General features: G+C 55.8%; 20 protein-coding genes and 2 pseudogenes. 11 read left to right on the forward strand and 11 right to left on the reverse strand.

Features of this window, described 5'->3' with window-relative positions; translation table 11 throughout:
- Positions 1-4: 4 nt before the first annotated feature.
- The gene (locus ACR3E2_RS19455) at positions 5-385 is read right to left on the reverse strand and encodes a nuclear transport factor 2 family protein (protein WP_480484958.1); all 381 of its coding nucleotides are present in this window, start codon (positions 383-385) and stop codon (positions 5-7) included.
- Entirely contained in the window at positions 382-993 is a 612-nt protein-coding gene (gene gstA / locus ACR3E2_RS19460) for a glutathione transferase GstA (RefSeq protein WP_480484959.1), read from the reverse strand. Before gstA ends, ACR3E2_RS19455 begins: the two co-directional genes overlap by 4 nt.
- 124 nt (positions 994-1117) lie before the next feature.
- On the opposite strand from gstA, the gene ACR3E2_RS19465 reads away from it, so the two are divergent.
- Both ACR3E2_RS19465 and ACR3E2_RS19470 read left to right on the forward strand, forming a co-directional pair.
- Positions 1118-1483 (forward strand): winged helix-turn-helix transcriptional regulator, encoded by a 366-nt coding sequence (locus tag ACR3E2_RS19465; protein WP_480484960.1) that lies wholly within the window; start codon positions 1118-1120, stop codon positions 1481-1483.
- Positions 1484-1704: 221 nt separating this feature from the next.
- Positions 1705-2405, forward strand: a pseudogene (locus ACR3E2_RS19470) (IS6 family transposase).
- Positions 2406-2547: 142 nt separating this feature from the next.
- On the opposite strand, the gene ACR3E2_RS19475 reads toward ACR3E2_RS19470, so the two are convergent.
- From ACR3E2_RS19475 to ACR3E2_RS19495, 5 genes are read right to left on the reverse strand one after another with little or no spacing between them, the layout of a single operon-like run.
- A complete protein-coding gene (locus tag ACR3E2_RS19475; RefSeq protein WP_480484951.1) occupies positions 2548-2949 on the reverse strand; it encodes a hypothetical protein in 402 nt (133 codons plus the stop codon).
- Positions 2946-3659, reverse strand: coding sequence for an ABC transporter ATP-binding protein (locus tag ACR3E2_RS19480; protein ID WP_480484950.1), 714 nt, complete (start codon positions 3657-3659; stop codon positions 2946-2948). Before ACR3E2_RS19480 ends, ACR3E2_RS19475 begins: the two co-directional genes overlap by 4 nt.
- 4 nt (positions 3660-3663) lie before the next feature.
- Complete coding sequence (locus ACR3E2_RS19485) at positions 3664-4800, reverse strand: ABC transporter permease (RefSeq protein WP_480484949.1); 1137 nt, start codon at positions 4798-4800, stop codon at positions 3664-3666.
- On the reverse strand, positions 4797-5951 hold the full coding sequence (locus ACR3E2_RS19490) for an efflux RND transporter periplasmic adaptor subunit (RefSeq protein WP_480484948.1): 1155 nt from the start codon (positions 5949-5951) through the stop codon (positions 4797-4799). Before ACR3E2_RS19490 ends, ACR3E2_RS19485 begins: the two co-directional genes overlap by 4 nt.
- Positions 5948-6562 carry a TetR/AcrR family transcriptional regulator gene (locus ACR3E2_RS19495; RefSeq protein ID WP_480484947.1) on the reverse strand — a complete coding sequence of 205 codons (615 nt, stop codon included), beginning with the start codon at positions 6560-6562 and terminating at the stop codon, positions 5948-5950. The genes ACR3E2_RS19490 and ACR3E2_RS19495 overlap by 4 nt, the downstream gene beginning before the upstream one ends.
- A gap of 352 nt (positions 6563-6914) precedes the next feature.
- Here ACR3E2_RS19495 and ACR3E2_RS19500 point away from each other — a divergent pair.
- Positions 6915-8301: pseudogene (locus ACR3E2_RS19500) on the forward strand (IS3 family transposase).
- A 36-nt stretch (positions 8302-8337) separates the two neighbouring features.
- On the opposite strand, the gene ACR3E2_RS19505 reads toward ACR3E2_RS19500, so the two are convergent.
- Both ACR3E2_RS19505 and ACR3E2_RS19510 read right to left on the reverse strand, forming a co-directional pair.
- Positions 8338-8622, reverse strand: coding sequence for an ATP-binding cassette domain-containing protein (locus ACR3E2_RS19505; protein ID WP_480492856.1), 285 nt, complete (start codon positions 8620-8622; stop codon positions 8338-8340).
- 132 nt (positions 8623-8754) lie between these two features.
- Complete coding sequence (locus tag ACR3E2_RS19510; RefSeq protein WP_480484969.1) at positions 8755-9774, reverse strand: putative 2-aminoethylphosphonate ABC transporter substrate-binding protein; 1020 nt, start codon at positions 9772-9774, stop codon at positions 8755-8757.
- A gap of 1018 nt (positions 9775-10792) precedes the next feature.
- Here ACR3E2_RS19510 and ACR3E2_RS19515 point away from each other — a divergent pair.
- The 4 genes from ACR3E2_RS19515 to ACR3E2_RS19530 all read left to right on the forward strand — a co-directional run bounded on the left by ACR3E2_RS19515 (position 10793) and on the right by ACR3E2_RS19530 (position 16502).
- Positions 10793-11968, forward strand: coding sequence for an alpha/beta hydrolase (locus ACR3E2_RS19515; protein WP_480484963.1), 1176 nt, complete (start codon positions 10793-10795; stop codon positions 11966-11968).
- 242 nt (positions 11969-12210) lie between these two features.
- Complete coding sequence (locus ACR3E2_RS19520) at positions 12211-13230, forward strand: putative 2-aminoethylphosphonate ABC transporter substrate-binding protein (protein WP_480484969.1); 1020 nt, start codon at positions 12211-12213, stop codon at positions 13228-13230.
- Positions 13231-13368: 138 nt separating this feature from the next.
- A complete protein-coding gene (locus ACR3E2_RS19525) occupies positions 13369-14484 on the forward strand; it encodes a putative 2-aminoethylphosphonate ABC transporter ATP-binding protein (RefSeq protein ID WP_267365559.1) in 1116 nt (371 codons plus the stop codon).
- Entirely contained in the window at positions 14481-16502 is a 2022-nt protein-coding gene (locus ACR3E2_RS19530) for a putative 2-aminoethylphosphonate ABC transporter permease subunit (protein ID WP_480484610.1), read from the forward strand. Before ACR3E2_RS19525 ends, ACR3E2_RS19530 begins: the two co-directional genes overlap by 4 nt.
- Before the next feature lie 30 nt (positions 16503-16532).
- Here ACR3E2_RS19530 and ACR3E2_RS19535 read toward each other — a convergent pair whose 3' ends face one another.
- A complete protein-coding gene (locus tag ACR3E2_RS19535; protein WP_480484611.1) occupies positions 16533-17423 on the reverse strand; it encodes a LysR substrate-binding domain-containing protein in 891 nt (296 codons plus the stop codon).
- Between the two features lie 120 nt (positions 17424-17543).
- On the opposite strand from ACR3E2_RS19535, the gene ACR3E2_RS19540 reads away from it, so the two are divergent.
- The 4 genes from ACR3E2_RS19540 (at position 17544) to pbfA (ending at position 22920) form a co-directional block, all read left to right on the forward strand.
- Positions 17544-18731 carry a 2-aminoethylphosphonate--pyruvate transaminase gene (locus ACR3E2_RS19540; protein ID WP_480484612.1) on the forward strand — a complete coding sequence of 396 codons (1188 nt, stop codon included), beginning with the start codon at positions 17544-17546 and terminating at the stop codon, positions 18729-18731.
- Between the two features lie 18 nt (positions 18732-18749).
- Entirely contained in the window at positions 18750-19994 is a 1245-nt protein-coding gene (gene phnA / locus ACR3E2_RS19545; RefSeq protein WP_480484613.1) for a phosphonoacetate hydrolase, read from the forward strand.
- A 3-nt stretch (positions 19995-19997) separates the two neighbouring features.
- Positions 19998-21461: a phosphonoacetaldehyde dehydrogenase gene (gene phnY, locus ACR3E2_RS19550; RefSeq protein WP_480477695.1), complete on the forward strand. Its 1464-nt coding sequence runs from the start codon at positions 19998-20000 to the stop codon at positions 21459-21461.
- Between the two features lie 106 nt (positions 21462-21567).
- Positions 21568-22920 carry a (R)-1-hydroxy-2-aminoethylphosphonate ammonia-lyase gene (pbfA, locus tag ACR3E2_RS19555; protein ID WP_480484614.1) on the forward strand — a complete coding sequence of 451 codons (1353 nt, stop codon included), beginning with the start codon at positions 21568-21570 and terminating at the stop codon, positions 22918-22920.
- 709 nt (positions 22921-23629) lie between these two features.
- Here the strand turns inward: pbfA and ACR3E2_RS19560 are convergent.
- Positions 23630-25609, reverse strand: coding sequence for a bifunctional 2',3'-cyclic-nucleotide 2'-phosphodiesterase/3'-nucleotidase (locus ACR3E2_RS19560; RefSeq protein ID WP_480484615.1), 1980 nt, complete (start codon positions 25607-25609; stop codon positions 23630-23632).
- Positions 25610-25786 lie beyond the last annotated feature (177 nt).

Below are 25786 nucleotides of genomic sequence, written 5' to 3' on the forward strand. Positions count from 1 at the left end.
GGTTTTAATCCTTCCTTGGAACGTAGGAGAAGACCTTGGTGACAATCCGCCAGTCATTGCCGTGGCGGACAAGGGAAAGGTAATCCAGATAATCGCGCCCCATCATCGACATACGGGCCATGACATGGGCCAGCCTCGGACTGCCGAAGGAGATCTGCAATATCTCTTCATCGCGCGGGTCACCGCGCTTTGCTGGCTGTTCACGCTGATCCACACGGGCCATATAGCTCTCAAGATCCAGATACAGCTCATCCCCTTCGGTGGCGCAGATATAGGCCAGTTTCGGGTGAAACACCTGTCTCAGGGCGTTGCTGTCGGCGTGATGAAGGCCCTCGAAATAGGCCTCCATCAATTCGACCACAGCTTTGTGATCGGCCGGGGTCATTGGATCAGCCCTTCGGCGCGCATCGCCGTTTGTGTTGCGGGACGTGCTGCCACCCGCTCGACATAGGCTTTCAGGTTTGGCCAGCCGGACAAATCGATTTCCGTAAAATTTGCCCAGTTCGAGACAACGAAAAGATATGCGTCCGCGACCGAAAACTTTCCGTCCACAAGGTATTCCCGCCCATCGGCCAGTATGTTTTCGACCTGATCGAATTTTGTTTTGACGATGCTGCGCGCCTTGGTTTTTTCGGCGTCGGTGGAATCACCCTTGAACAGCGGGCTGAAGGATTTGTGCAGATCGGCCGCCACAAAACTCAGATATTCCTGAACCCGTGTCCGGGCCATCGTTCCGTTTGATGGTGCCAGATCAGAGGACGGGTTCTTATCAGCAAGATATTGAAGAATAGCGGATCCCTCCCTGACAAGTTCACCGTCGTCCAGCGCAAGCACCGGCACATATCCTCGGGGGTTGATGGATCTAAAATCCGCGCCGGATTCAGTGCGGCCAGCCGCGGTATCAACGGCCTCAGTTTCGAAGGGAGTGCCGATTTCGGTCAGCACGATGTGGCTGGCAAGCGAACATGCGCCCGGTTTGTAGTAGAGTTTCATGGTATTCCTTTCTGGGGATTACTGGTGGCACCATAGACATGGAGAAGGGCATATCCGTTGACAACTAGGTTTCTGATGGTTACTTAAAAAATAGAGTAACCCAACAGAAACCTGGTAACGACTCATGGCCCTGAAGATGCGGAACAACCGAAGCCCTGCGCCACCCGAACCCTGCATGCTGACCGAATGCATGGCTGTGATTGCAGGTGCCTGGGCGCCGAACGTGATCTGGTCGTTGCGGGCCGGGCCGCGCCGCTTTAGTGAACTGCGTTCGGATATTCCGCCGATTTCTGCCAAGGTACTTTCGGCCCGTTTGTCGGAACTGGCTGCACGAGGTGTGCTGGTCCGCCATGTCCGGCGCACGTCGCCCCCCTCGACGGAATACAGCCTGACCGAGCTTGGGGCCGAATTGATCCCGGCCCTTGACGCGATTGTTCAGGTCGGCCACCGACTGAAGGCACGACAAAGTAGTCAACAGGGGGCAGATTAAGTGGTCCCGTCTTCTCGGACAGCTTTGCAGCAAATCTAGGGTCAGGATTCATTGGTTTTTGTTGTGCCGCGTGCTTCACAGCTCCGAAAACGGAGCGGTGACATGAGTGATTTTTCTGGCTGATCGACGCGCAAATGGCGTGTCTCGAGCCTTTCTTTCTGTGTTGTCACATTAACTGTCGTTAGGCTGCTGATGCCCGACATTGGGCGGAGGTGACATTGATGAAGACATCGTCAATCAGCTACAAGCGCCCCCGGTTTCCGCCTCAGCTCATCGCGCATGCAGTGTGGCTGTACGTTCGCTTCAATCTGAGCCTGCGGGAAGTTGAAGAGATGCTGCTGCAGCGCGTGCGCGATGCTTCTTACGAAACTGTTCGGCGCTGGGTCATCAAATTCGGGCCGGTGGTTGCTCCAAATCTATGGCAGAGACATGGCCGCCCAGATGATGTCTGGCATCTGGATGAAATTGTCGTGGACATTTCAGGTCGCAAGTATCGGCTTTGGCGCGCGGTCGATCAGCATGGCGTCGTGTCGGACGAAGTACTCCAATCCAGGCGGGACAAACGGGCGGCAAAACGGCTGTTGCGCGGCCTGATCAAGCACCTTGGTTTCATTCCCAAGCGGATCATCACGAACAAGTTGCGGTCCTATGGCACCGCCAAACGGGAAATCGCGCCGGGCTTGGATCGTTGGTCGCACAAGGGCTTGAACAACTGCGCGGAAAACAGCCCCCTCCCATTCCGAAAGCGAGAACGGACGATGCCAGGATACCGATCTCCAGGAGGTTTGCAGCGGTTCGTAACCACCCATCAGCCGTTAGAAATTGCTTCCGCGTCCCGGCACGTCGTCGCTCCGCACTAACAATCCGTTGTCACCGCCTCGAGGCAACTAACGCCTGGAATGCTGCCACTCGAGCCGCTTGAATCCCGACCATCAGCATTCCCTCGTCGACCGGACGTTAACGTGACAATACCCGCGTACGTCCTGATTCATAAACATCTCCTTTGTCCCCGACTGCGAGGTTAAAGGAAATGTCCCGCGAGTAACGGCATATCTACAGGCGAGTCATTCTGCTCGCCAGATATGCACCCAAGCCACAACGGAAATGGCTAACCAGACACCCGTGCGCAAGGTCATCGCGCCGAGGGTGCGCATCTCATAGGCATTGCCTTGCAGCACATGAGCGCCGAAGGCCAGAAAAACCAGAACGGTGGCAACCAGAATACCTGTTGATATCCAGGCCGCTGACCGGTGCCGAAGAAACAGTCCAATGCCGGCCACGACATAGGCGAATCCTGCCAGAAAGTTGAACCACAGCACGAAGGGCACTGCATTACCAACGGCTGCGCGTGCTTCATCGCCACCAAACAAGGCCCGTCCGCCTGAGAAAACAGTCAACGCGCCGAACACTATTGCCACGCTCGCCGCTATGTTCAGGGCGCGGTTGCCAGTGGTTGCATTTTTCATGTCGCGCCCCCTTCCGTTCCATCAAGTCGGCCGTCGCGTAAGTGGAACAGCTTGTCGAACCGGTCGTAAATCTTTTCATCATGCGTCACCGCGATGATGCAGGCGTCTTGCTCAGCTGCGAGCTTGCGCATCAGGTCCATCACGATCCCGGCCCTCTGGCTGTCAAGCGCCGCAGTTGGTTCATCTGCCAGAATGATGCGCGGGCTGTTGGCAAGGGCGCGTGCGATGGCCACACGCTGCGCCTCACCTCCGGACAGAAGCGCGGGCATCGCATCCCTGCGGTGACCGACCTCCAGATAGTCCAGCAGTTCGACAGCGCGCCTTTGCGCCTCGACCGTCGACTTTCCAGCCAGTTTCAGCACCAGAGCAACGTTATCCTTGGCATCGAGAAATGGCAGAAGATTATGGAATTGAAAGATAAACCCGATCTTGTCGAGCCGTAGCCTACGCAAATCGTTTCGCAGCCATTGCTTGTCGTAAACCGCCTCATTGTCCAGCGTAACCTTCCCCGTACTCGGAGCAATGATGCAGCCAATGACATTCAGAAGCGTCGTTTTACCCGATCCAGACGGGCCGAGTAGTGCCACCACTTCGCCCGCCTCGACTGACAGATCAACACCCTTCAGTGCATCGACACGTGCACCGCCCTCGCCAAAGTGCTTTGAGACATTGGTAACATCTACAATCACGCGGCGCGGATCATTGAGCATGACGTCACCCTCCGATTGCCGTAGCCGGATCGACCTTGAGTGCTGCACGAACGCCAAGGCCGCTGGCGACGATGCAGACAATGAGGATGATCCCTGCCAGCGCGACGGCGTTGATCGGCTCCAACACAACCCGGCGGGGGAAGTAGTCTTTGACAAGCAGGATAAGGATCAGACCGAAACTCCAGCCGACCGCACCAAGTGCAATGGATTGCTGCACGATCAGCCCGATGATCGTGCGGTCGGGGGCGCCGATCAGTTTGAGTGTGGCGATCTGCTTTAGCTTTTCCATGGTCATCGTGTAGATAATCAATGCGATCACAACGGCTGAAACGGACAATAAGATGCCCAGAAACAAACCTATCTGCCGCTTTGCCCGATCCACCACAGACATTAGCAAGATAGACTCCTGATCGGCTTGTGTCAGGGCCCCAAGATGTTTCCATTGGCGCACCGACTGCGCCACTGCTTGCGGGTCTGCAAGCGGTTCAAGCCGTGCGATCACAGCCGCAACGCTGTCCTGACTTTCGAGCAACCCCGCGCCTCGTGCCTCCTGGACGCGTTGAGCCGACGGGGCCAGTTGCGTCTGTAGCACTTGCGCATCGCGCAAGGTGATAAACGCCGCCGGATCACCGGCGGAATTCATCGTATCCTCGACCAACCCGACCACAGTGAAAGGATCGCGGCCCAGTCGGATCACATCGCCGACGGACAGTCCGGATTTGGCATCTGCCACGATCTCGAAATGGGACTGGCTGATCCCACGCCCTACCGAGATTGCTTCGGGTCCACCGGGGTGACCTGGCTCGTATCCGATCACGTACAGGCGTAGCGTTTCGCCGCGAAAGGGCGCTTCGACGGTCTGGTATGTGATGCTGCCCGCTTCGGCCACGCCATGCAATCGCCCCACGGCATCACGGGTGCCGTCGGGAATTTTCGAGGCTTCTGCAAACGGTCCGCGTGTACCAGATTCAACAATCCAAAGATCTGCTCGAGGTGCTTTGACGATGTTCAGCGCGTCCGCAACCAGCCCATTGTAAATACCAATCATTGCCAGCACGACCGCCATCAGAAGGCTGAGGCCGAGGCAAGTCAGCATGAAGCGGAACAGATTGTGACGCACATCGCGGTAGGCGAGGTTCATGGCGCATCCCTCTCGACGACCCGAACCATGCGCCCCTCAGACAGCCCTTTACCGGGTGCCAGGATGACCTGCGAGCCGTCGGGAATACCACCGACCAGTTCGACCCGCGCATCCTCGGTCCGGTGACCGAAGACTGCCGACACCTGATGCGCACGCCCATCCTGCGCGACCCATATAAGACCTTCATGCCCGGCAAAACCGGTTATTGCGATCTCGGGAACCAACATCGCATCGACCAGCTCTGTCACTGTGATCCAAGCTTCGGCCTGTTCGCCAAGAAAAACCTGTTCCGGGCACTGATTGCATGCAATCCAGACCCGGCGTTCTTCGTTCACCCGGTCACTTTCTATACCGATCCGCGCGATCTTGCCTGTGAAGACCTTATGGGGCAAAGACCGCAACCTCACTTCGGCAACTTGTCCGAGTTGCAGGGGCCCGGCCCTCTCTTCATCAATGTAGGCCAAAGCCCAAACAGTGTTCGGGTCCAAAAGGGTAAAGATAGGTTCACCAGCGACAACAACAGTACCTGCTTCGACGTGGCGCTCAACAACGACCGCGTCAAATGGCGCCCGCAACACATGATGATCAAGCAGCACACGCTCGTATTGCAGGGCTGCCTTGGCGTCACTTTGCATGGATTTGGCAACCTCAACATCACTTTCTGCTACGGCCAGATCAGCGGCTGCAACATCGACATCCCGCTGCGCCTCTTCTGCAGCCTGAGTCGAGACGGCATTGCGCCCGGCAAGTTCCTGCTGGCGCGCATTTGTCGACTGCCGTTGCGCAAGAATGGCACGCGCGCGGATCACATTTGCCTCAGCCTTGCCCAAAGTGGCCTCTGCGGCGGCAATCCCGGCTTTGGCGCGCGCGACTTTTGCTTGTTGTTCCGTCGGATGAAGCCGGGCAAGGACTTGCCCCGCTTTGATCGTATCACCACTGTCGACTGAAAGTTCTGTCAGCGTGGCACCAACTTCAAATCCGACATCTGAGACGATCCGGGCCTCGACCGTCCCTAGCCCATAAACACGAACAGGGACATTCTTTTCAATTGCGGCAGTGGAAACACCAACCGGGCGCTCTGTAAGGACAAGCCAGCCAAAGACGGCGAGGCCGACAGCAAGGGTAACACCGAAGATGATACGGCGGTTCATGGCGAAACCTCTGTACTTGCTATTCGGAATAGCCGCATCTGAGCGTCGAGCAATCGGTGCCCTTCGGATTCCAATGCGAAACCGCGTTTCCCCAGAGTCCAGCGGATCGCCAACCCTTGTACCAGCGAGATCAACAGTAGCGCTCCGTCTTCGGGCGGCAGGTTTGTGTCAAACAGGCCCGCTTTCTGTCCGTTGGTCAGCTCGATGGACAGCAATGCGACCAATTCAGTCATCAGCGTAAGAACAGCTTGCCGGAGATCGTCGTTTTCTACCTGTAGCTCGCGCGAGAAAAGAATAGACGGGATGGCCGGCATAGTCTCGATCTGGTGCAATTGAGCCAAAATCAGCGCTTTGATCCGCTCTGCCGGATCGGCAGATGTCCTAAGCGCGTCACCCCACGCGGTTCGGAGGCGTTCAGAAATCTCGTTAGCTACCGCCAACCATAAATCCTGTTTGGTCGCGAAGTGCCGGAAGATTGCGGGCTGCGTCAGCCCGACTGCATCAGCAACCGACTGTGTGGTCAGGCGATCAGGGCCCAACTCGTCCGCGAGGCGCAGCATGGCTTGTACGATCTCGGTCTTGCGTTCATCTGCGGGCTTGCGGGCGGGCATTCGAAACCATTATGTTAGTGAGTAATAACTAACTTATTAAGACGAGATACACTTGACGTCAAGCGCATCTGGATTTGATTACGTTATCAGGGTCGGAAGGGGGTATATGGCACCTTTTGGTAGCGAGAAGATCGACAGGTAAACGGTGGGCAGCACCCGATAACTGCGCGACACCTATAGTCAAACTTTGGGAATAACACGACATCAAGCCGCTTGAGCTCGTCGCTGACTTCAAACGCAACGCAGTCTCCTGTGAGGTTATTTCGCTGTCCGCCATCAGCACCCATGGAACAGACTAGGTTGATTGCGTAGCGGAGGATTTCAGGCTCATCGTAACCATCAGAGAGTGGAGATGAGAATGAAATCCGGGAAACAGAAAGCGTCAGCAGAGAGAGTTGTCAAAGACATCCGCAGGAAGACACGGCGCCAGCATTCGGCAGAGGAGAAGATCCGTATTGTGTTGGATGGGCTTCGTGGTGAAGACAGCATAGCGGAGCTGTGTCGCCGTGAAGGAATAGCTACGAGCCTGTATTACAGCTGGTCGAAAGAGTTCCTTGAGGCCGGTAAGAAGCGGTTGGCTGGCGATACCGCACGCCAGGCTACCAGCTCTGAGGTGAAGGATTTGAGAGCGGAATCGTCGGCGCTGAAAGAGGTAGTCGCCGACCTGACCCTTGAGAACCGGCTGCTCAAAAAAAAAGCATGTTCGAGGATGGGGGAGACGACGAATGAGATATCTGTCACCCAACAGTCGCTGCTTGCAGCGATGAGAGGGGCAACATCCGAAAAGCTTGAGATCATCCGGCTGGTTGACGGTTCGCACCTGCCGATCAAACGCACACTGGAAAAGCTCGGCATTCCCAGAACGACCTTCTACCGCTGGTACGACAGGTATCTGTCTTTCGGCGAGGCCGGGCTTGAGGATCGCCATTCCCGGCCAGGTAGGGTTTGGAACCGCATCCCCGACAAGGTGCGCAAGCAGATCGTGGAACTGGCTCTGGAAGAACCCGAGTTATCGCCCCGCGAGCTTGCGGTGCGGTTCACCGACACCAGGCGCTACTTCGTTTCTGAGGCCAGTGTTTACAGGCTTCTGAAGGCACAAGATCTGATCACTAGCCCAGCCTGCATCACCATCAAAGCGGCGGATGAATTCCATGAGAAGACTGTGCGGCCGAACCAGCTTTGGCAGACCGACTTCACCTATCTCAAAGTCATCGGTTGGGGCTGGTTCTACCTGTCTACGATCCTGGATGATTACAGCCGTTACGTTGTCTCTGGCGCCTTTGCACCACGATGAAAGCTGACGATGTCACAGGAACGCTGGAAGACGCTTTGGCTGCATCAGGTTGTGACAGTGTCACCGTTGCCCACAAGCCCCGGCTGCTCAGCGACAACGGCAGCAGTTACATCTCTGGCGAGTTGGCGAAATGGCTGGATGAGCAGGGTATGGATCATGTTCGGGAGCGCCCAACCATCCGCAGACCAGGGCAAGATTGAGCGATGGCATCAGACGATGAAGAACCGTGTCCTGCTGGAAAACTACTATCTGCCAGGCGCTCGAACAGGCCATCGGCGACTTCATCAATCACTACAACCACAACCGATACCACGAGAGCATCAGCAATCTGACACCCGCCGATGTCTATTTCGGTCGAGCCGAAACAATCCTCAGACGCAGAAAGGAAATCAAACACCAGACAATCCAGAAACGCCGCTTGCTGCATCATCAGAACGCGGCGTAGATTGAAACTGCGGCGAGCCTGATCCTCCTAAGCCAATCAAACGCTCGTGTTCCAAATCATTCGATGACGGACACGCTCGGACGGAGGCAGGTTGGAGACGTCCTTGCCATCCTGCATAATCGTACCCTTGGTCTGCAGATCCAGCCCGGCAATCGCCCGCAACAAGGTGGTCTTGCCGCAGCCGGACGGGCCAAGGAAACAAATGAATTCACCTTCTTTGATTTCAAGAGAGATGTCCTTGAGTGCCAGAAAGCTGCCGAACGCTTTCCACAAATTCTGGATGCTGAGATACAGTTCACCGGGTGGTGTTTTCTGAAGCACGGGAGAGGTCCTCACATCTGCACCTCGGGCACGACCGATCCTGGCTGGTGCGCGCCGGGTGAGTTGGTTGTGTTGGTGGGAACAAGAGAGTGGCGGGCAGGAGAGGCACAAAAGCCCCTCCTGCCAATGGAATTATTTCGCTTCAGACTTTCCGTCATAGCGAGACTGCCATTCCTTCAGGATTGCCGCGCGATTGTTGGCGGCATACTCGAAATCATTGTTGATCATCGCATCCAGAAGACCTTCTGGGAAGTGTTCAACCGGTTTTGCAACGCCGGGATACGCCACGACCGCATAGCCGGTATTGTACATCTCGTTGGCCTCTTTGGTGACGGTGAAGTCCACCAGCTTCTGCGCGGCTTCCAGATTTGCGGTACCGGCCACAATCGCGGTTGCTTCCATGTCCCAGCCGACGCCTTCCGAAGGCACAATGATTTCCAGCGGTGCGCCATCAGCTTTGGACTTCGCCCCACGGAACGCAAAAGAGATACCAATCGGGATCTCACCCGCCGCCGCCAGTTTGCAAGGCTTCGAGCCGGAATGGGTGTAGCGCGCAATATTCTCGTGCAGCGCATCCATGTATTCCCAGCCACCTTCTTCGCCAAACATTTGAAGCCAGCTGGACACATCAAGGAACCCCGTGCCAGACGAATTCGGGTTCGGCATGATCACCTGATCCTTGTACATCGGATCAGTCAGGTCCTTCCACGAAGTGGGCGGCTTCAACCCGGCCTTTTCCGCCTCAACCGTGTTGTAGCAAACCGAGGCAACCCAGGCGTCCATGCCAACCCAGGCAGGCGGGTTGTCACCATCGACGAATTTCGCATCCAGCTTGTCTACGCCAACCGGGGCATAAGGCTCCAGCATCCCTTCGGATTTCAACAGCAGCAGAGAGGTCGCCGCCAACCCCCAGACCACATCCGCCTGTGGGTTGTCCCGTTCAGCCAGCAGTTTCGCGGTGATGATCCCCGTCGAGTCCCGGACCCAGTTGATCTTGATATCAGGGTTACTCTGGTTGAACGTCTCTGCATACCTCGCCAGATCCTCCGCCTCGACAGCGGTGTAAACTGTCAGTTCCGTCTCCGATGCCGCAACCGTCGCAGTCAGTAAACCGACCGCCAATGCCGAATAAAATGATGTCGTCCGTTTCATGGTTTTCCTCTGTTGGTTGATCATTCTTGTTGGGTGCCTTCTTTTGCGAGGCGCTTTGGGTGAAGTGAAGCCAGTGACCGCCAATTTGACAGAATTGCACCCTCATAATGTGCAGTTAACTGCAAACTGTCGGGGCGATACCTTTCTATTTCAGGTTACCATAACCAGTCCGCACAGGACATTCCGTTATTAGCACTGCCGCCCCTCCGAAACCATCCTTACACCGAGACGAAACCTCTGACTCAAGGGCGGTATGGAGCGACAAAAACGGTCTATATTCGTGATAATTTGTGCTCCATTCTGGGTTTATTTTGGTAAAATGTATCAATTCGTTTGCCCGGTCAAGAAAAAGCAACAAAAAGCCACACGATCGCAAATCGTTCTAACTTTGGGGCACAGGCAGTGCACTGGAGGAGTTTCATCCAATCGAAAAACCGCTGAATTGCGCCGGGTTCTCTGGAAGCTTCGATCCCTGGATAGGGTGAGGCCAAGGTAAAAAACAGCAAACAAACATTCTTTTGGAGCCCACAAACTTGCGGCGGGAGCCGGACAACCAAGAGTGGTAAAATTCTGGTGCGAACCTTTTCAGTGCAGGAAACGTTCATGACTATTCGCACATGCCCTTCACCTTGATGAACATCTGGCCCGTTTCATAGCCGTTTTCACATGGTCCCTTGCGCCTTTGCGTAGTTTCACATTGTAAAAGACTCATCAAGAAGCCGACCCCGAAATCGGCGACCATTGGTTAATGTGGCCGCTTACTCGAACCCTTCAAACGTCTATCAGACAGCATCATCCACGGTCCCGGCCCGCAATCTGCTGCCATCGTTGTCGCAGGCATCCACTAAGGCTTGCCAACGGTGGTCCATTTGCAAAAATGGTTGAAAGCTCGTGCCGGCAAATCTCAATGCGGCGGAAATTCTGGGGCGTAAAGTGTCTGATGCATAGGTTCTGTTGGCTAATTATCTTCATAACCCTGACGGGGTGTGCGGCGAAAACCTACAATGAAATTGACATCATGCCTTCGCCAACGGTCTTTGCCAATGGCACGCTTGACCCGTTCGGGGATGTGACCGAGGGTAATTTCGAGTCGCGGGCGCGTCTGTTTTACGCAACCGACCGCCAGCCCGCAGAACCGGACGACCCGCAGAAAAGCTACAATAATGCACGGGGGCACGTGCTGCGGGCGGGTGTCGCGCAGATTGCGTCGGACCCGCCGCTTGAAAGCTGGGAAAACGCAAGGCGCATAACGCTCGCCGCGGCGCGGGATCGGGACTATAGGCTGCGGGTGGTGGGCGTGACCGAGACCGGCATTCTGCCGTTCAGCGCTATCAATTACATGGATACGCCACCCAGCCGTGCCGAAGTCGAAGCCGCCGGCAGCCATTTTGCGTCACAAATCAGTGCGCAATTGGCACAATCGGCCAACAAGGACATTTTCATCTACATTCATGGCTATAATGTGGATTTCGACTATTCCACTCTGGTCTCAAGCCAGTTGCAACATTTCCTGGGCTATCAGGGCGCTTTCATCAGTTACAACTGGACAGCAACCCCAAGTACGCTGGCCTATTTCCGCGATCAGGAATCGGCGCTGGCCTCGCGACGCTATCTGCGCGAGCTGATTGCCTTTCTCTCGGCCCTTACCGATGCCCGTCGCATCCACCTGATTGGCTACAGTGCCGGGACAAGGCTGGCATTTGACGCCGCCTATCAAATTGCTTTGGGGGCCGAGGGAAACGCGCGGTTGGGCAAGCTCATCCTGATCGGCAGCGATCTGGATCGCGCTTATTTCATTCATGCTATCGAGGACGGTCTTCTCGATGCGGTTACGGACCTGACGATCTATCAGTCGCAAACGGATTCCGCGCTGGCGATGTCTAGGCTTGTTTTTGGCCGCAAGCGCGTCGGAGAGACTTCGCCGCCCGGCGAAGCAGTGCCTGCGGTGCAAGCGGAGCTGGCCCGGACCCCAAGGCTGCATGTCATCGACGTGACGGATGCCGAAGAGGCGGGCACTGGCAACGGGCATTGGTACTTCCGATCTTCACCATGGGCCAGCAGCGATCTTTTCCTGTCATTGCTGACCAACAAAGACCCCGCCGCGCGCGGACTGGTGCGCGCACCCGGCGAAGTCATCTGGCGTTTTCCAGACGATTATCCGCAAAGGATCAGGGAACTGGGGCGTTTGTACTGAAGGAAAGGAACCGTCTGGTTATCCCCGTCTATTCTCTATTCTGATCAGCTTGCCACACGAGGCTCCCTCGGATCACATCGAAACTCTTATGTAAGGTCATCCATAGGTCAGACTTATGACGTTGAAGGTATAATCGATTTTTCTTGGCATATTAATCTGTCAAGATACCATTGCTCAAATGTGAATTTTACGCCGCGCAAGAATGGCGAACCTGTCAAACAATTCACCAACAGAGGAAAACCATGAAACGGACGACATCATTTTATTCGGCATTGGCGGTCGGTTTACTGACTGCGACGGTTGCGGCATCGGAGACGGAACTGACAGTTTACACCGCTGTCGAGGCGGAGGATCTGGCGAGGTATGCAGAGACGTTCAACCAGAGTAACCCTGATATCAAGATCAACTGGGTCCGGGACTCGACGGGGATCATCACCGCGAAACTGCTGGCTGAACGGGACAACCCACAGGCGGATGTGGTCTGGGGGTTGGCGGCGACCTCTCTGCTGCTGTTGAAATCCGAAGGGATGCTGGAGCCTTATGCCCCGGTTGGCGTAGACAAGCTGGATGCGAAATTCGTCGATGGTGACAACCCGCCTGCCTGGGTTGGCATGGACGCCTGGGTTGCCTCGGTTTGCTACAACACGGTTGAGGCGGAAAAGGCCGGGTTGAAGCCGCCCACTTCGTGGAAGGACCTGACTGATCCGATGTACAAGGATCAGGTGATCATGCCGAACCCGAATTCGTCTGGCACGGGGTTCCTTGATGTGTCCAGCTGGCTTCAAATGTTTGGCGAAGAAGGTGGCTGGGAATACATGGATGCGCTGCACGAGAATATTGCGCGCTACACCCATTCCGGCTCGAAGCCTTGCAAACTGGCGGCGGCGGGTGAGATCCCGATTGGTATCTCTTTTGCGTTCCGTGGGGCGAAGTCCAAAGCTGATGGCGCACCGCTGGAAATCATTGTGCCTTCGGAAGGCGTCGGCTGGGACATGGAAGCAACCGCGATTGTGGCCGGTACCGCAAATCTGGAAGCCGCGCAGAAGCTGGTGGACTTCACCGTCACCAAAGAGGCCAACGAGATGTACAATACCGGCTATGCGGTCGTGGCGTATCCCGGCGTTGCAAAACCGGTTGAACACTTCCCAGAAGGTCTTCTGGATGCGATGATCAACAATGATTTCGAGTATGCCGCCAACAATCGCGCGGCAATCCTGAAGGAATGGCAGTCTCGCTATGACGGAAAGTCTGAAGCGAAATAATTCCATTGGCAGGAGGGGCTTTTTGTGCCTCTCCTGCCCGCCACTCCACTCTCTTGTTCCCACCAACACAACCAACTCACCCGGCGCGCACCAGCCAGGATCGGTCGTGCCCGAGGTGCAGATGTGAGGACCTCTCCCGTGCTTCAGAAAACACCACCCGGTGAACTGTATCTCAGCATCCAGAATTTGTGGAAAGCGTTCGGCAGCTTTCTGGCACTCAAGGACATCTCTCTTGAAATCAAAGAAGGTGAATTCATTTGTTTCCTTGGCCCGTCCGGCTGCGGCAAGACCACCTTGTTGCGGGCGATTGCCGGGCTGGATCTGCAGACCAAGGGTACGGTTATGCAGGATGGCAAGGACGTCTCCAACCTGCCCCCGTCCGAGCGTGATTTCGGGATTGTGTTTCAGTCCTATGCGCTGTTCCCGAACCTGACGATCGAAAAGAACATCGCATTTGGCCTTGAAAACACGGGCCGCAGCAAGTCGGATATCGCAGTTCGGGTGAGCGAGCTGTTGAACCTTGTTGGTCTGCCGGATCAGGGCAGGAAATACCCGGCACAATTGTCCGGTGGCCAGCAGCAGAGGATTGCGCTGGCCCGCGCCATTGCAACCAATCCCGGTTTGCTGCTGCTGGACGAACCCCTGTCGGCGCTGGACGCCAAGGTGCGCGTTCACCTGCGGCATGAGATCAAGGAATTGCAGCGCAAGCTGGGTGTGACCACCGTGATGGTGACGCACGATCAGGAAGAAGCGCTGGCCATGGCCGACCGCATCGTGGTGATGAACCACGGGGTGATTGAACAAGTCGGATCGCCCACGGAGATCTACCGCGAACCGGCCAACCTGTTCGTGGCCGACTTTATCGGTGAAATGAACCAGATCCGATCTCAGGTCACCAAAGGCGGGCGGTTGAGCGTCGGGGAAAAGACCTTTGCCTGCCTCAGCCACACGTTCAATGATGGCACTCCGGTCATCGCAGCCATTCGTCCCGAAGACATCATCCCTCATGAAGCTGGTTATCTTGACACGGGCGGCAATCGGAACTGCATCGAGGTCACGCTTGATGAAATGGAGTTTCTGGGCTCGTTCTGGCGCTGCCGCCTGAACAACGAGCGGTTCGGATCTTCTGAACTGATCGCGGATTTTTCGATCAACGCCGTGCGTCGTCTTGAGCTGGAAGAGGGGTGCAGCATGGTGATCGAGCTTCCCGAGAACCGCCTGATGGCGTTTGACCTTCCGGAGGCTGCGGCATGAGCACGATGTCGACCAATCACGACACATTGCCTGTCGGACCGGATATCAGGCCCAGGCTCAGCCGCGATGACATCCTGATGCGCGGAAGCATGATGGTGATCGCGCTCTATCTGATCGTGACACTGGCGCTGCCGCTTTACACGATGCTTTCCAAGTCCTTCTCGACCTACCGGGTCGAGCTGTCCCAGTATGAGTTTCAGGTCAGTGATGAAGCGGGTGTGTTCGACGGAACGATCCTGACGGCTGACGAACTGAACAGGCAATTGGGGGTGTATTCCGACACCGATCTGACAACCGGCTCGGACGGGCGTTTGCCGGTGACCGGGTTCTTTCCGGATTTCAGCTTTCGCAGCCCGGTCATGTACCAGATGCGGAACACGACGGAGGCCGGGCGCTTTCTGGTCGGGTCGACTTTGAACGAAGGCACCGATTGGGTCGAGCTTGATTCCAACACGTTCCGCCGGGTGCAGATGCGGCCGGTTCAAGCGCGGGGTCTGGGCAACTTCATCAACTACTTCTCAACCCCGGCCCTGTTCAACTCGATCAAGAACTCCCTTTGGATTTCGGTTGTCAGCACAATCGTTACGGTGACGCTGGCGTTCTGGTTTGCCTATGCGCTGAACCGAAGCTGCATGCGGTTCAAGGGGGTCTTTCGCCTGATCGCGATGGCGCCGATTCTGGTTCCCTCGCTGCTGCCGGGCATCGCGCTGGTCTACCTGTTCGGCAATCAGGGGATGATCAAGGAGTTGCTGTTCGGCGCCAGTATCTACGGCCCCATAGGCATCGTGATCGGATCGGTCTTCTTTACCTTTCCACACGCGTTCCTGATCATATCGACCGCGCTCGCGATATCGGATGCGCGGTTGTACGAGGCCGCTGTCAGCTTGCGCTCAACCCCCTGGCGGACATTCTGGACCGTTACCATACCCGGCGCGCGCTATGGCCTGATTTCCGCAGCCTTTGTCGTGTTCAATCTGGTGATCACCGATTTTGGCCTGCCAAAGGTGATCGGCGGCCAGTTCAACGTGCTTGCCGTGGATATCTACAAACAGGTGATCGGCCAGCAGAACTTTGAGATGGGCGCCGTGGTCTCGGTGGTTCTGGTCATCCCCGCAATTCTGGCTTTTGCCATCGACCGGATGGTTCAGTCCAAGCAGGTGGCGCTGCTGTCTGCGCGTTCGGTTCCATATCAGGCAACACCAAACCCAAAGACTGATCGCATATTCCTGATCTACTGCAGTTTGATCGGCCTGTTCATCGTTGGTCTTCTGGCCGTGTGTCAGTTTGCGGCGCTGATCAAGTTCTGGCCCTACGATCTGAGCCTGAGCCTCAAGAACTACCAGTTCGACAAGATGGATGGCGGCGGCTGGGGGTCGTATTTCAACTCGATCAAACTGGCTTTCCTGACGGCGGTGATCGGCACGACGGTTGTCTTCTTCGGGGCGTACCTGGTGGAAAAATCGAACGGCTTCAAAACCGGGCGGTCGATCTTTCAGATGTTTGCCATGCTGCCGATGGCCATCCCGGGCATGGTTCTGGGACTGTCGTATATCTTCTTCTTCAACAACCCGTCCAATCCGTTCAATGCGATCTACGGCACCATGGCGATCCTGGTGGTTTGCACGGTGACGCATTTCTATACCGTATCGCACCTGACGGCGGTCACCGCTCTCAAGCAGATGGATAAAGAGTTCGAGTCGGTGTCGGCCTCTCTCAAACAGCCAACAATGAAGCTGTTTGCCCGCGTGACGGTGCCGGTCTGCCTGCCTGCGGTGCTGGACATCTCGATCTATCTGTTCGTCAACGCGATGACGACCGTGTCGGCGGTTGTGTTCCTCTACTCACCCAAAACCACACTCGCGTCCATCGCGGTGCTGAACATGGATGATGCCGGGGATATCGCACCCGCAGCCGCAATGGGCATGATGATCTTCTACACCAACGCAGCCGCCCGGATCTTTCATCTGATGGCATCAAAAGGCATCCTGGCCCGCACACAGGCCTGGCGCAGCAGGTAATCCACACAAAAAACTCAATACCCCCGCAGATCACATATCTGCGGGGGTTTCCTTCTCCTTATGCACCCGCTCCGCAAAATCCATAAACGCACGTATGATCTTGACGTCACGACGCTGGGAAAGGGAAATCATGCTCTCACCCATTTGCAGATTCACGCCCTTCAATTTGATTTGCCGCAATCGATCATCGTGCCCATATTCCGCCTGAGAAACAAAACCGATACCTGCACCCGAGGCAACAAGTTCGCGAACGGCCTCTCGGCCTTCAGCAACAATCGCCGGGTTTAACCTGATACCTTGTTTCTCGGCGGCTTCTTCCAGTTTCTCGCGTGTTTTTGACCCGTGCTCTCTGAAAATCAGGGGCAACTCGGCAAGCTCCTCCAGGGTCAGGGTGGGTTTGGATGCCAACAGCACGCCCCGGGCAGCAAAGGCCACAATTTCAGTGGACCCCAAATTCAATACGTCCATGTCCTTGCCAGGAGACAGGCTGCCAACAACGCCGATTTCCGCATTGTAAGACCGAAGCTCTTCCAGGATTTCTTCGGTGTTGCCGGATCGCACAGTGATCGTGATTTTCGGGTATTTCTTTTGGAACGAACCTAGAAAAGATGTCATGTGATGCGCTGAATCGGCAATAATCCTTAATTCACCATCGATCGCGGCTTTGGTTTCAGAGAGGTAATCCTCAATCTGATCTTCGATCTCGAAATATTGTTTTGTGAATCTGTAAAGCTGTTCGCCTTCGGGCGTCAGGTTCACGCGTTTTCGTTCACGCTGGAACAGCAGCAGGTCGTGATCCTGTTCCAGTTTTCGGACCTGCTCGGAAATCGCTGGCTGGGTCAGATACAAAGCCTCTGCCGCACGGGAGAATCCCCCATGTTTGGCCACGTAATGAAAGGCTTTCAACTGGCTGTGTCGCATGGCAGTTCCCTGTAGATGCGTTCATAGGCTGCGCTTATGATTAGATTGATAATTGCAATTTCACATATAGCAAGCGTTGCTGCAATTGTGTTCCTGAAAACGCTGTTCTGGAGCCTGGTAATGACGCCATCCAAACCAAAATTAGAGCAACCGCGCCTTGGTGAACCCTACCTTTTGACGCCCGGTCCTTTGACAACGTCCTACGCGGTCAAAGAGGCAATGTTACGTGACTGGGGTAGCTGGGACGATGATTTCCGCGCCATGACGCGGGAGGTGCGGTCAAGCCTGCTGAACCTGCTTGGCGAGGGTGCCGACGCGTTCGATTGCGTACCGATGCAAGGCAGCGGATCGTTTTCCGTCGAGGCGATGCTGGCATCCTTTATTCCGCGAGACGGAAAGGCGTTGGTATTGGCAAATGGTGCCTACGGGCAGCGTTCAGCACAAACGTTGCAGTACCTGGGTCGTGATCATGTTGTGTTGGACAAAGGCGATTACCTGCCGCCGAGGGGTGATGAGGTTGCGCGCATTCTCGCGGATGACCCGGACATCACGCATGTCGTCGCCATTCACTGCGAAACCAGCTCGGGCATTCTGAACCCGGTCGAAGAGATTTCGGAGGTCACATATGCCGCCGGGCGCAAGCTCTTGATTGACTCGATGTCCGCCTTTGGAGCGATTGAGCTCAAACCAACTGAAATTCGTTACGAGGCCATGGTGTCTTCGGCGAACAAATGCATCGAGGGCGTTCCGGGTTTCGGGTTCATCGTGGCGCGCAAGACCGAGCTGGAAGCCGCAAAAGGCAACAGTCATTCGCTGTCTCTGGATGTGTATGCGCAGTGGGCGCATATGAACAAAACGGGACAGTGGCGGTTTACCCCGCCGACGCATGTGGTTGCGGCCTTCATCGAGGCACTTCGGGCGCACACTGCCGAAGGCGGTGTTGCAGGTCGAGGCGCCCGCTATACCCGCAACCGGGACGTCATGGTCGCGGGCATGCGGGAACTGGGTTTCGAAACACTGCTGGATAATCGTTGGTTGAGCCCGATCATCGTTACCTTCTTCTGCCCGGCTGATGAGAATTTCGTTTTTGATCAGTTCTATAACCGGATGAAAGAAAAAGGGTTCATTATCTACCCGGGCAAGCTGACTGTCGTCGACAGTTTCCGCGTCGGTTGCATCGGCCAGATGGACGAAGATGTCATGCGTAAAGTTGTGATCGCTGCAAAAGAATCTCTGGAAGAAATGGGCGTGACAAGCGCTGCGCCTCCTCTCCGGGCACTGGAAGAACGCGCCAAGTTGGCCGCATAAAAATCAAGGAAAACACAGATGACCATTCAAACCCCTGTCGAAGCAAATGAGCGCGTCTACCCAACGCCGAAGGTGCCCGCAATTGCCATCTGCCTTGATGGATGTGAACCTGAATACCTCGACGTGGCGATTGCGAAAGGGCTGATGCCCAACCTCAAACGGATGCGGGAGGAAGGTACAGACCGTCTGGCGCATTCTGTTATTCCGTCGTTCACCAACCCCAACAATCTTTCGATTGCCACCGGGCGTCCGCCGATCGTGCATGGAATCTGCGGCAACTACCTTATTGATCCCGACACCGGTGAAGAGGTTATGATGAACGATGTCCGCTTCCTGCGCGCGCCGACCATCTTCTCACAGTTCTATGATGCAGGTTTCCGCGTGGCGATGGTAACCGCCAAGGACAAGCTTCGCGCGCTGCTTGGTGCCGGGCTGAAGTTTGACGAGGGCAGGGCGGTTGCATTCTCTTCTGAGCGTTCGGGCGAAACGACGCTTGAGGAACATGGCATCGACAATGCCAGCAAATGGTTGGGTATGGACGTGCCCGAGGTATACTCGGCCGAGCTGTCGGAATTCGTTTTTGCTGCTGGCGTCAAGCTGCTGAAAGAGTTCAAGCCCGACGTCATGTATTTGTCGACTACCGACTATATCCAGCACAAGTTTGCACCCGATCAAAAGGGCGCACTTGATTTCTACGCCATGTTCGACCGCTATCTGGGCGAGTTGGACGCATTGGGGGCCGCCATCGTGGTGACGGCTGATCATGGCATGAAGCCTAAGCACCTGGCAGATGGATCCCCTTCGGTCGTCTATGTGCAGGACCTGATGGACGAATGGCTGGGCAAGGATGCGGCGCGGGTCATCCTTCCGATCACTGACCCCTATGTCGTGCATCATGGTGCACTGGGTTCGTTCGCGACCGCTTACCTGCCGGATGGCGCGGATCAGAGTGACATCATTGCCAAACTCAAGGCGACCGAAGGGATCACCCATGTGCTGACCAAGGCTCAGGCCATTGAACGGTTCGAATTGCCCGGTGATCGGATTGGCGACATTGTGATGGTTTCTGGCGAAAACATTTGCATCGGAACGTCCGAGCATCGCCACGATCTGGCAGCGCTCAAAGAGCCCCTGCGCAGCCATGGTGGTTTGACGGAACAAGAAGTTCCCTTCATCGTGAACCGTGTCATCGACCTGCCAAACCAACCCGTGCTGCGCAACTTTGATGCCTTTTTCTACGCAACTACAGCGGCGGCACAGTAAGCCATGAAAGACCAGACCATGTCGAAAATCGAAGTACGTAACGAAGGAATGCGGATCGGTGGCGAAATCGTCTTTACCGATGAAACCATTCCTGTTCTTTACCCGTACACCAACGAGGTCGTGGGCCATGTTCCCGCTGGCACCGCAGAACACGCACGCAGGGCATTCGAAATCGCGGCGAATTACAAACCTAAACTGACCCGGTACGAGCGCAGCCAGATTTTGCAGCGCGCAGGCGAGCTGATCGGCGAGAAACGCGATTACCTTGCGAAATGGCTGACGTTGGAGCTGGGCATCTGCCACCAGCATGCGATCTACGAAACCAAACGCGCACAGGATGTTTATCAGTTTGCGGCGGCTGAGGCGCTAAAGGACGATGGCGAGATCTTTTCCTGCGATCTGACCCACAATGGCAAAGCCCGCAAGATTTTCACCACCCGAGAGCCGGTGAAAGCAATCAGTGCGATCACCCCGTTCAATCACCCTTTGAATATGGTTAGCCACAAAATCGCGCCGTCGATTGCGACCAATAATTGCATGGTTTGCAAGCCCACGGAACTGACGCCGCTGACTGCGCTGACATTGGCCGACATACTTTATGAAGCAGGCCTGCCGCATGAGATGTTCCAAGTGGTGACCGGCTGGCCGGCTGACATTGGCGATGAGATGATCACCAATGAACATATCGACATCATCACCTTCACCGGGGGTGTGCCGGTGGGCAAGTTGATCGCTGAGAAAGGCGTCTACAAGCGGCAGGCGCTGGAACTTGGGGGTAACGATCCTCTGATCGTTCTGAATGACCTCAGCGATGCGGATTTGGACAAAGCCGCAACAATTGCAGTGGCGGGTGCGACCGGAAACTCCGGTCAGCGGTGTACGGCAGTCAAGCGCATCCTCGTGCAGGAAAGTGTGGCCGACAAGTTTGTGCCGCTGGTTCTGGAGAAGGCCAAGAAGATCAAATTCGGCGATCCGCAAGACCCCGAAACCGAGCTGGGGTGTGTGATCCACGACAAAGCCGCGGAGATATTCGAGAACCGCGTTCTGCAGGCTGAGAAAGAGGGTGCAGAAATCTTGTATCACCCGGGCCGTCAGGGCGCATTGCTGCCGCCTATCGTTGTCGACAAGGTTCCCCATGACAGCGAGCTGGTGATGGAAGAAACTTTCGGTCCTATCGTGCCGATCGTGCGCGTACCAGACAACGACGAAGAGGTGATGGCGATCTCGAATTCGACCGAGTTCGGCCTGTCTTCTGGGGTCTGCACCAATGACCTGAACAGGGCCATCGCCTTTATCAACGGGTTGAATGTCGGCACCTGCAACATCTGGGAACAGCCGGGTTACCGCATTGAAATGTCACCCTTTGGCGGCATCAAGGACAGCGGAAACGGCGTGAAGGAGGGTGTTATCGAGGCGATGAAGTTTTTCACCAACGTCAAAACCTATTCGCTGCCCTGGCCCAACTAAACCTTGCGCCCTTTCCCCACAGACGGGAAGGGCGCCTCATATCCTCCCTGATACTGGCGGGCCTTTTGGGGCCCGCATCTTTTGATGACAGAAATGAGGAGCGGACATGCCACAGATTGTCCACACGGAAGGGGAATCAAACACATCCGAAGCGCGCAAGGCATGGTTGCGAAAGTCCATGGGACCGAAGTCGGCACCTCTGCTCAAACGCGATGCGGATGTGTTTCTGCATCAATCTCTGTCATCACCCTGCGTCAGCACTATTGCAAAGGCCGAGGGGATCTGGATCGAGGATATGGAGGGTCGCCGGTACATGGATTTCCATGGCAACTCGGTGCACCACATAGGCTATGGGCACCCGCGTCTGATAGCCGCCATCAAAGCGCAGCTTGATGATCTTCCTTTTGCACCCCGCCGCTTTACCAATGACCCGGCAGTGGATTTGGCAGAAAAACTGGCAGATATCGTGCCTGGCGATCTGGGGAAGATGCTCTTTACCACTGGCGGCTCTGACGCCAACGAGGTTGCCCTCAAAATCGCGCGTGCCGCGACCGGTCGGTTCAAAACAATCAGCTTCTGGGATGCCTTCCACGGTGCGGGCTTCGGCGCCGCAAGCGTCGGTGGCGAGGCGACGTTCCGCAGTCATATCGCGGGCCCCCTCTTGTCGGGGACTGAACATGTCGCGCCTTTCGCCTGCTACCGGTGCCCATACAATCACGCGGGACCGGAAACCTGCGGGTTGGCCTGCGCGAAAATGGTCGAATATGTTCTGGAGCGTGAAGGAGATGTGGCGGCGGTCATAGCCGAACCCATGCGTGCGGTGCCCTATGTGCCACCGCCGGGGTTTTGGAAATCCGTGCGCGAGGCGTGCAATCGTCACGGCGCGCTTTTGATCATGGATGAAATCCCGACCGGCCTTGGCAAAACCGGCAGGATGTTCGCCTTTGAACATGACGAGATCATTCCCGACATTGTGACGCTTGGAAAAGCGCTTGGCGGTGGTATCCTTCCCATTGCCGCATGTGTTACTCGCAAACATTTGGATGTTTGCGGGGATTTTGCCATTGGTCATTACACACACGAAAAGAACCCGGTCACCGCGCGGGCCGCTTTGACAACACTTCAGATCATCGAAGATGAGGGGTTGGTTCATCGGTCGGCCATGCTGGGTGAGCACGCAATTGGTCGTCTGATGGACGAACTTCAGAACGTACCCGCCGTCGGAGACATCCGGGGAAGGGGTTTGATGTTCGGGGTCGAAATCGTTGATGATCGCGTTGAAAAGATACCGGGCAATGCGCGTGCCGAACGGATTTACTACGCCTGTCTGGAGGCCGGTTTGAGCTATAAGATCAGTCAGGGATGCGTTCTGACACTGTCGCCGCCGCTGACCATCTCGCAATCGGATCTGGACCACGCAATCGACATTGTGATCGCTGCTATCAAGGCCGAGAGTTGACACGTCGGATCAGTCAAAACTCGCCAGTTCGTAAAAAGAGGCTGGCCGAGACAGCGACGAAGACCCCAAAGTGCGACGTAAGACAACGAGTCCGATGGCGCACGGCGTACAATAGAATTTGGATTTGGCCCATGGCGTTGTAATATCCAACTGCACTCAGGCTTAAAACGCTGACGAAAGTAACGGGAAAGGCAAAATCTTCAATTCGGCCTCTGGTACAAATGAGACTGAACAAACTGACGGGATTACAGGAACTCAAAATCAACAGAGCGGAGTCTTTCATGGTATCGAATGTAGTTCAGAAGCTGAAAGACCTTTTGTTGCTGTGCTCTACAGATCGCAGTCCGTGGTCTTTGCAAAAAACTGAGAAACAAGATGCCGTTCAGCAGGCGACTACTTTTTACCTGCCATAGGATATTCAATCTCCCTTTGCCGCGAGATCCTTGAATACAGATTTCACCAACTTGCCCCTGCCTTCACCCATTCAGCTTCTTTGACAGAACTGGGAGCGCAGAAGTTCAGTTGGCGATCAAACGGTTCGCTAAGTTCTATGACCTGCCGCCACGACGCTTGTCGGGAACGCGAATTGAAAATGTAGCATCTGACTCTGCAGGGGCAGTGCCTTCGAGCTGTACGGGTGTTCAGCGCAAACCCGCCACCGAGTTACCAAGGTGGCGGGTCAGGTTATCGTTGCGACATTTCTTTTGGATCAGAGCTTAATGCGGAAGGCTGCGAAACCGTCGGCGCCTTCCCCGGCGTCCTCGATTGCCACACCTTTGACGTCGCCCATATAGTCGCGGGCTTTTGGACCCGTCTCGAACAACACCGTGGTGTCCGCCAGCGGCGAAAACGACCAATTGGCATCCGCTTTGGGATCGATTGTGCCCTGTTCGACAATGTAGCGCACAATGACGTCGCGGTTGGTGTCCGGTGCTTCGAACACGATCGTGTCGCCCATTGCGCCCGGGAACGCGCCACCACCGGATGCACGGTAATTGTTGGTGGCAATGATGAACTCCATGTCATCCGTAACAGGCGCGCCATTGAAGGCAAGGTTCACGATCCGTGCTGCGTCGGGGTTCACCTCTTCGCCCTTTGGTCCAAAGCGCGACGGTTGCGACAGGTCGATCTGATAGGTCACACCGTCCATCACGTCGAAATTGTACGATGGGAACTCGGGGTTCAGAAGGATCGCATCCTTGGACCCAGCTTCGACCTGATTGAACATACCGGCCGAGCGTTCCAGCCAGCCACGCACCTGCGCCCCGTTCACGCGAACAGCGCGGACCGTGTTTGGATAGAGGTACAGATCGGCCACGTTCTTGATGGCAACGTCCCCGACCGGGACATCGGTGTAATACTCCGGACCCCCTCGGCCACCAGCCTTGAACGGTGCTGCCGCAGACAGGATTGGCAGCCCTTCATGCTCGGTGCCTTTCAGCATGTCTTCGACATACCATTTCTGCGCGATTGAGACGATCTGCACAGACGGATCATCCGCGACCAACGCAAAATAGCTGTGCAGCGGGGCCGAGGTCTTGCCGACCGCGCGCCGAACATAGGCCAGCGTTTCGTCATGAGCTTTCGCAACCGATTCCAGAACCTTCTGATCATCTTCGACCAGAGCGGTGATTGATCGATCTTCGTTACGTTTGGAAATCGGTCGCGCCTCGGAAGTTGTGGTAACGACGCGCCATTCATTGCCGTCCCGTTCCAAAAGCAGGTCCAGCAGGCCAAGATGCGACCCCCAGAAACCGCCCATGACGGCAGGTTTGCCCATCAGCGTGCCTTTTTCCACGTTGATCCCGGGGCGGTCAGCAAATGTCGGTGACGGGAAAACCAGGTGATTGTGGCCGGTGACCAGCGCGTCGATCCCGTCGACCCCTGCCAGAACCACCGATGCGTTTTCCATGCCGTCCTCATGATCGGCCCCCCCGATCCCCGAATGCGACAGGGCGATGATCAGGTCACATCCCTGTTCCTTCATCTCGGGCACATAGGCCTGAGCCGTCTCGACGATATCGCGGGCCTGAACATTGCCCTCCAGGTGCCTGCGGTCCCAGTTCACGATTTGTGGCGGGGTAAAACCGATGACACCGATCCTGATCGGATGTTTGGTGCCGTCGCCCATCTCGATTTCACGGTCGAGAATGGCATAGGCCTGAACAAGGGTCTTGTCGTCACGCGGGTTTGCACCTTTTTCCTTGGCGACGTTTGCCAGAACAACAGGGAACTCGGCACCGGCCAAAGCCTTGTCCAAGAACTCCAGACCGTAGTTGAACTCGTGATTGCCCAGCGTCGCGGCATCATACCCGACCGTATTGAAGGCCGTGATGATGGGATGGCTGTCGCCGTCCTTCATGCCGCGCTCGTAAGCGATGTAGTCGCCCATCGGATTGCCTTGCAGAAAATCGCCGTTGTCCACCAAGATCGAGTTTGTCGCCTCAGATCGGACTTCGTTGATGATCGAAGCTGTGCGGGACAGGCCCACCGTGTCGCGGGGTTTGTCCGCATAATAATCATAAGGAAACACATGGACATGGATATCGGTGGTTTCCATGATGCGCAGATGCGCCTGACTATTGGCCGCCGCCACCGAAAACGGGTGCAGGGTAATTGCCGCCGCACCAGCGGTTGTCGTGGCAAGGAAGCGGCGTCGCGAAATTGAAGAACGGCTTGAGAAAGACATGGGTCACCTTTCAGGTTTGTGGTCAACGCGTCTTTTTGCCTGTAATTCGCAACATCCATATGAAACCGGTTGCCAGCGCTTTAGACGCGTCATGTGTAGGCGCAATGCTAGGTACAATAGCCCAACTTCCTGTACTTGATAAGACATGGTAGAAGGGGAACCCGTGCCCTGCGATTG

This window comes from Ruegeria sp. AL7, from assembly GCF_056536105.1.

Bases quoted from the DNA above. Each gene is read 5' to 3' on its own strand.
- ACR3E2_RS19540 (WP_480484612.1), top strand. From the start codon at position 17,544: ATGACGCCATCCAAACCAAAATTAGAGCAACCGCGCCTTGGTGAACCC.
- ACR3E2_RS19510 (WP_480484969.1), bottom strand. From the start codon at position 9,774: ATGAAACGGACGACATCATTTTATTCGGCATTGGCGGTCGGTTTACTG.
- ACR3E2_RS19530 (WP_480484610.1), top strand. From the start codon at position 14,481: ATGAGCACGATGTCGACCAATCACGACACATTGCCTGTCGGACCGGAT.
- phnY (WP_480477695.1), top strand. From the start codon at position 19,998: ATGAAAGACCAGACCATGTCGAAAATCGAAGTACGTAACGAAGGAATG.
- ACR3E2_RS19520 (WP_480484969.1), top strand. From the start codon at position 12,211: ATGAAACGGACGACATCATTTTATTCGGCATTGGCGGTCGGTTTACTG.
- ACR3E2_RS19490 (WP_480484948.1), bottom strand. From the start codon at position 5,951: ATGAACCGCCGTATCATCTTCGGTGTTACCCTTGCTGTCGGCCTCGCC.
- ACR3E2_RS19535 (WP_480484611.1), bottom strand. From the start codon at position 17,423: ATGCGACACAGCCAGTTGAAAGCCTTTCATTACGTGGCCAAACATGGG.
- ACR3E2_RS19465 (WP_480484960.1), top strand. From the start codon at position 1,118: ATGGCCCTGAAGATGCGGAACAACCGAAGCCCTGCGCCACCCGAACCC.
- ACR3E2_RS19455 (WP_480484958.1), bottom strand. From the start codon at position 385: ATGACCCCGGCCGATCACAAAGCTGTGGTCGAATTGATGGAGGCCTAT.
- ACR3E2_RS19515 (WP_480484963.1), top strand. From the start codon at position 10,793: ATGCCTTCGCCAACGGTCTTTGCCAATGGCACGCTTGACCCGTTCGGG.
- ACR3E2_RS19495 (WP_480484947.1), bottom strand. From the start codon at position 6,562: ATGCCCGCCCGCAAGCCCGCAGATGAACGCAAGACCGAGATCGTACAA.
- ACR3E2_RS19475 (WP_480484951.1), bottom strand. From the start codon at position 2,949: ATGAAAAATGCAACCACTGGCAACCGCGCCCTGAACATAGCGGCGAGC.
- ACR3E2_RS19560 (WP_480484615.1), bottom strand. From the start codon at position 25,609: ATGTCTTTCTCAAGCCGTTCTTCAATTTCGCGACGCCGCTTCCTTGCC.
- ACR3E2_RS19485 (WP_480484949.1), bottom strand. From the start codon at position 4,800: ATGAACCTCGCCTACCGCGATGTGCGTCACAATCTGTTCCGCTTCATG.
- gstA (WP_480484959.1), bottom strand. From the start codon at position 993: ATGAAACTCTACTACAAACCGGGCGCATGTTCGCTTGCCAGCCACATC.
- pbfA (WP_480484614.1), top strand. From the start codon at position 21,568: ATGCCACAGATTGTCCACACGGAAGGGGAATCAAACACATCCGAAGCG.
- phnA (WP_480484613.1), top strand. From the start codon at position 18,750: ATGACCATTCAAACCCCTGTCGAAGCAAATGAGCGCGTCTACCCAACG.
- ACR3E2_RS19480 (WP_480484950.1), bottom strand. From the start codon at position 3,659: ATGCTCAATGATCCGCGCCGCGTGATTGTAGATGTTACCAATGTCTCA.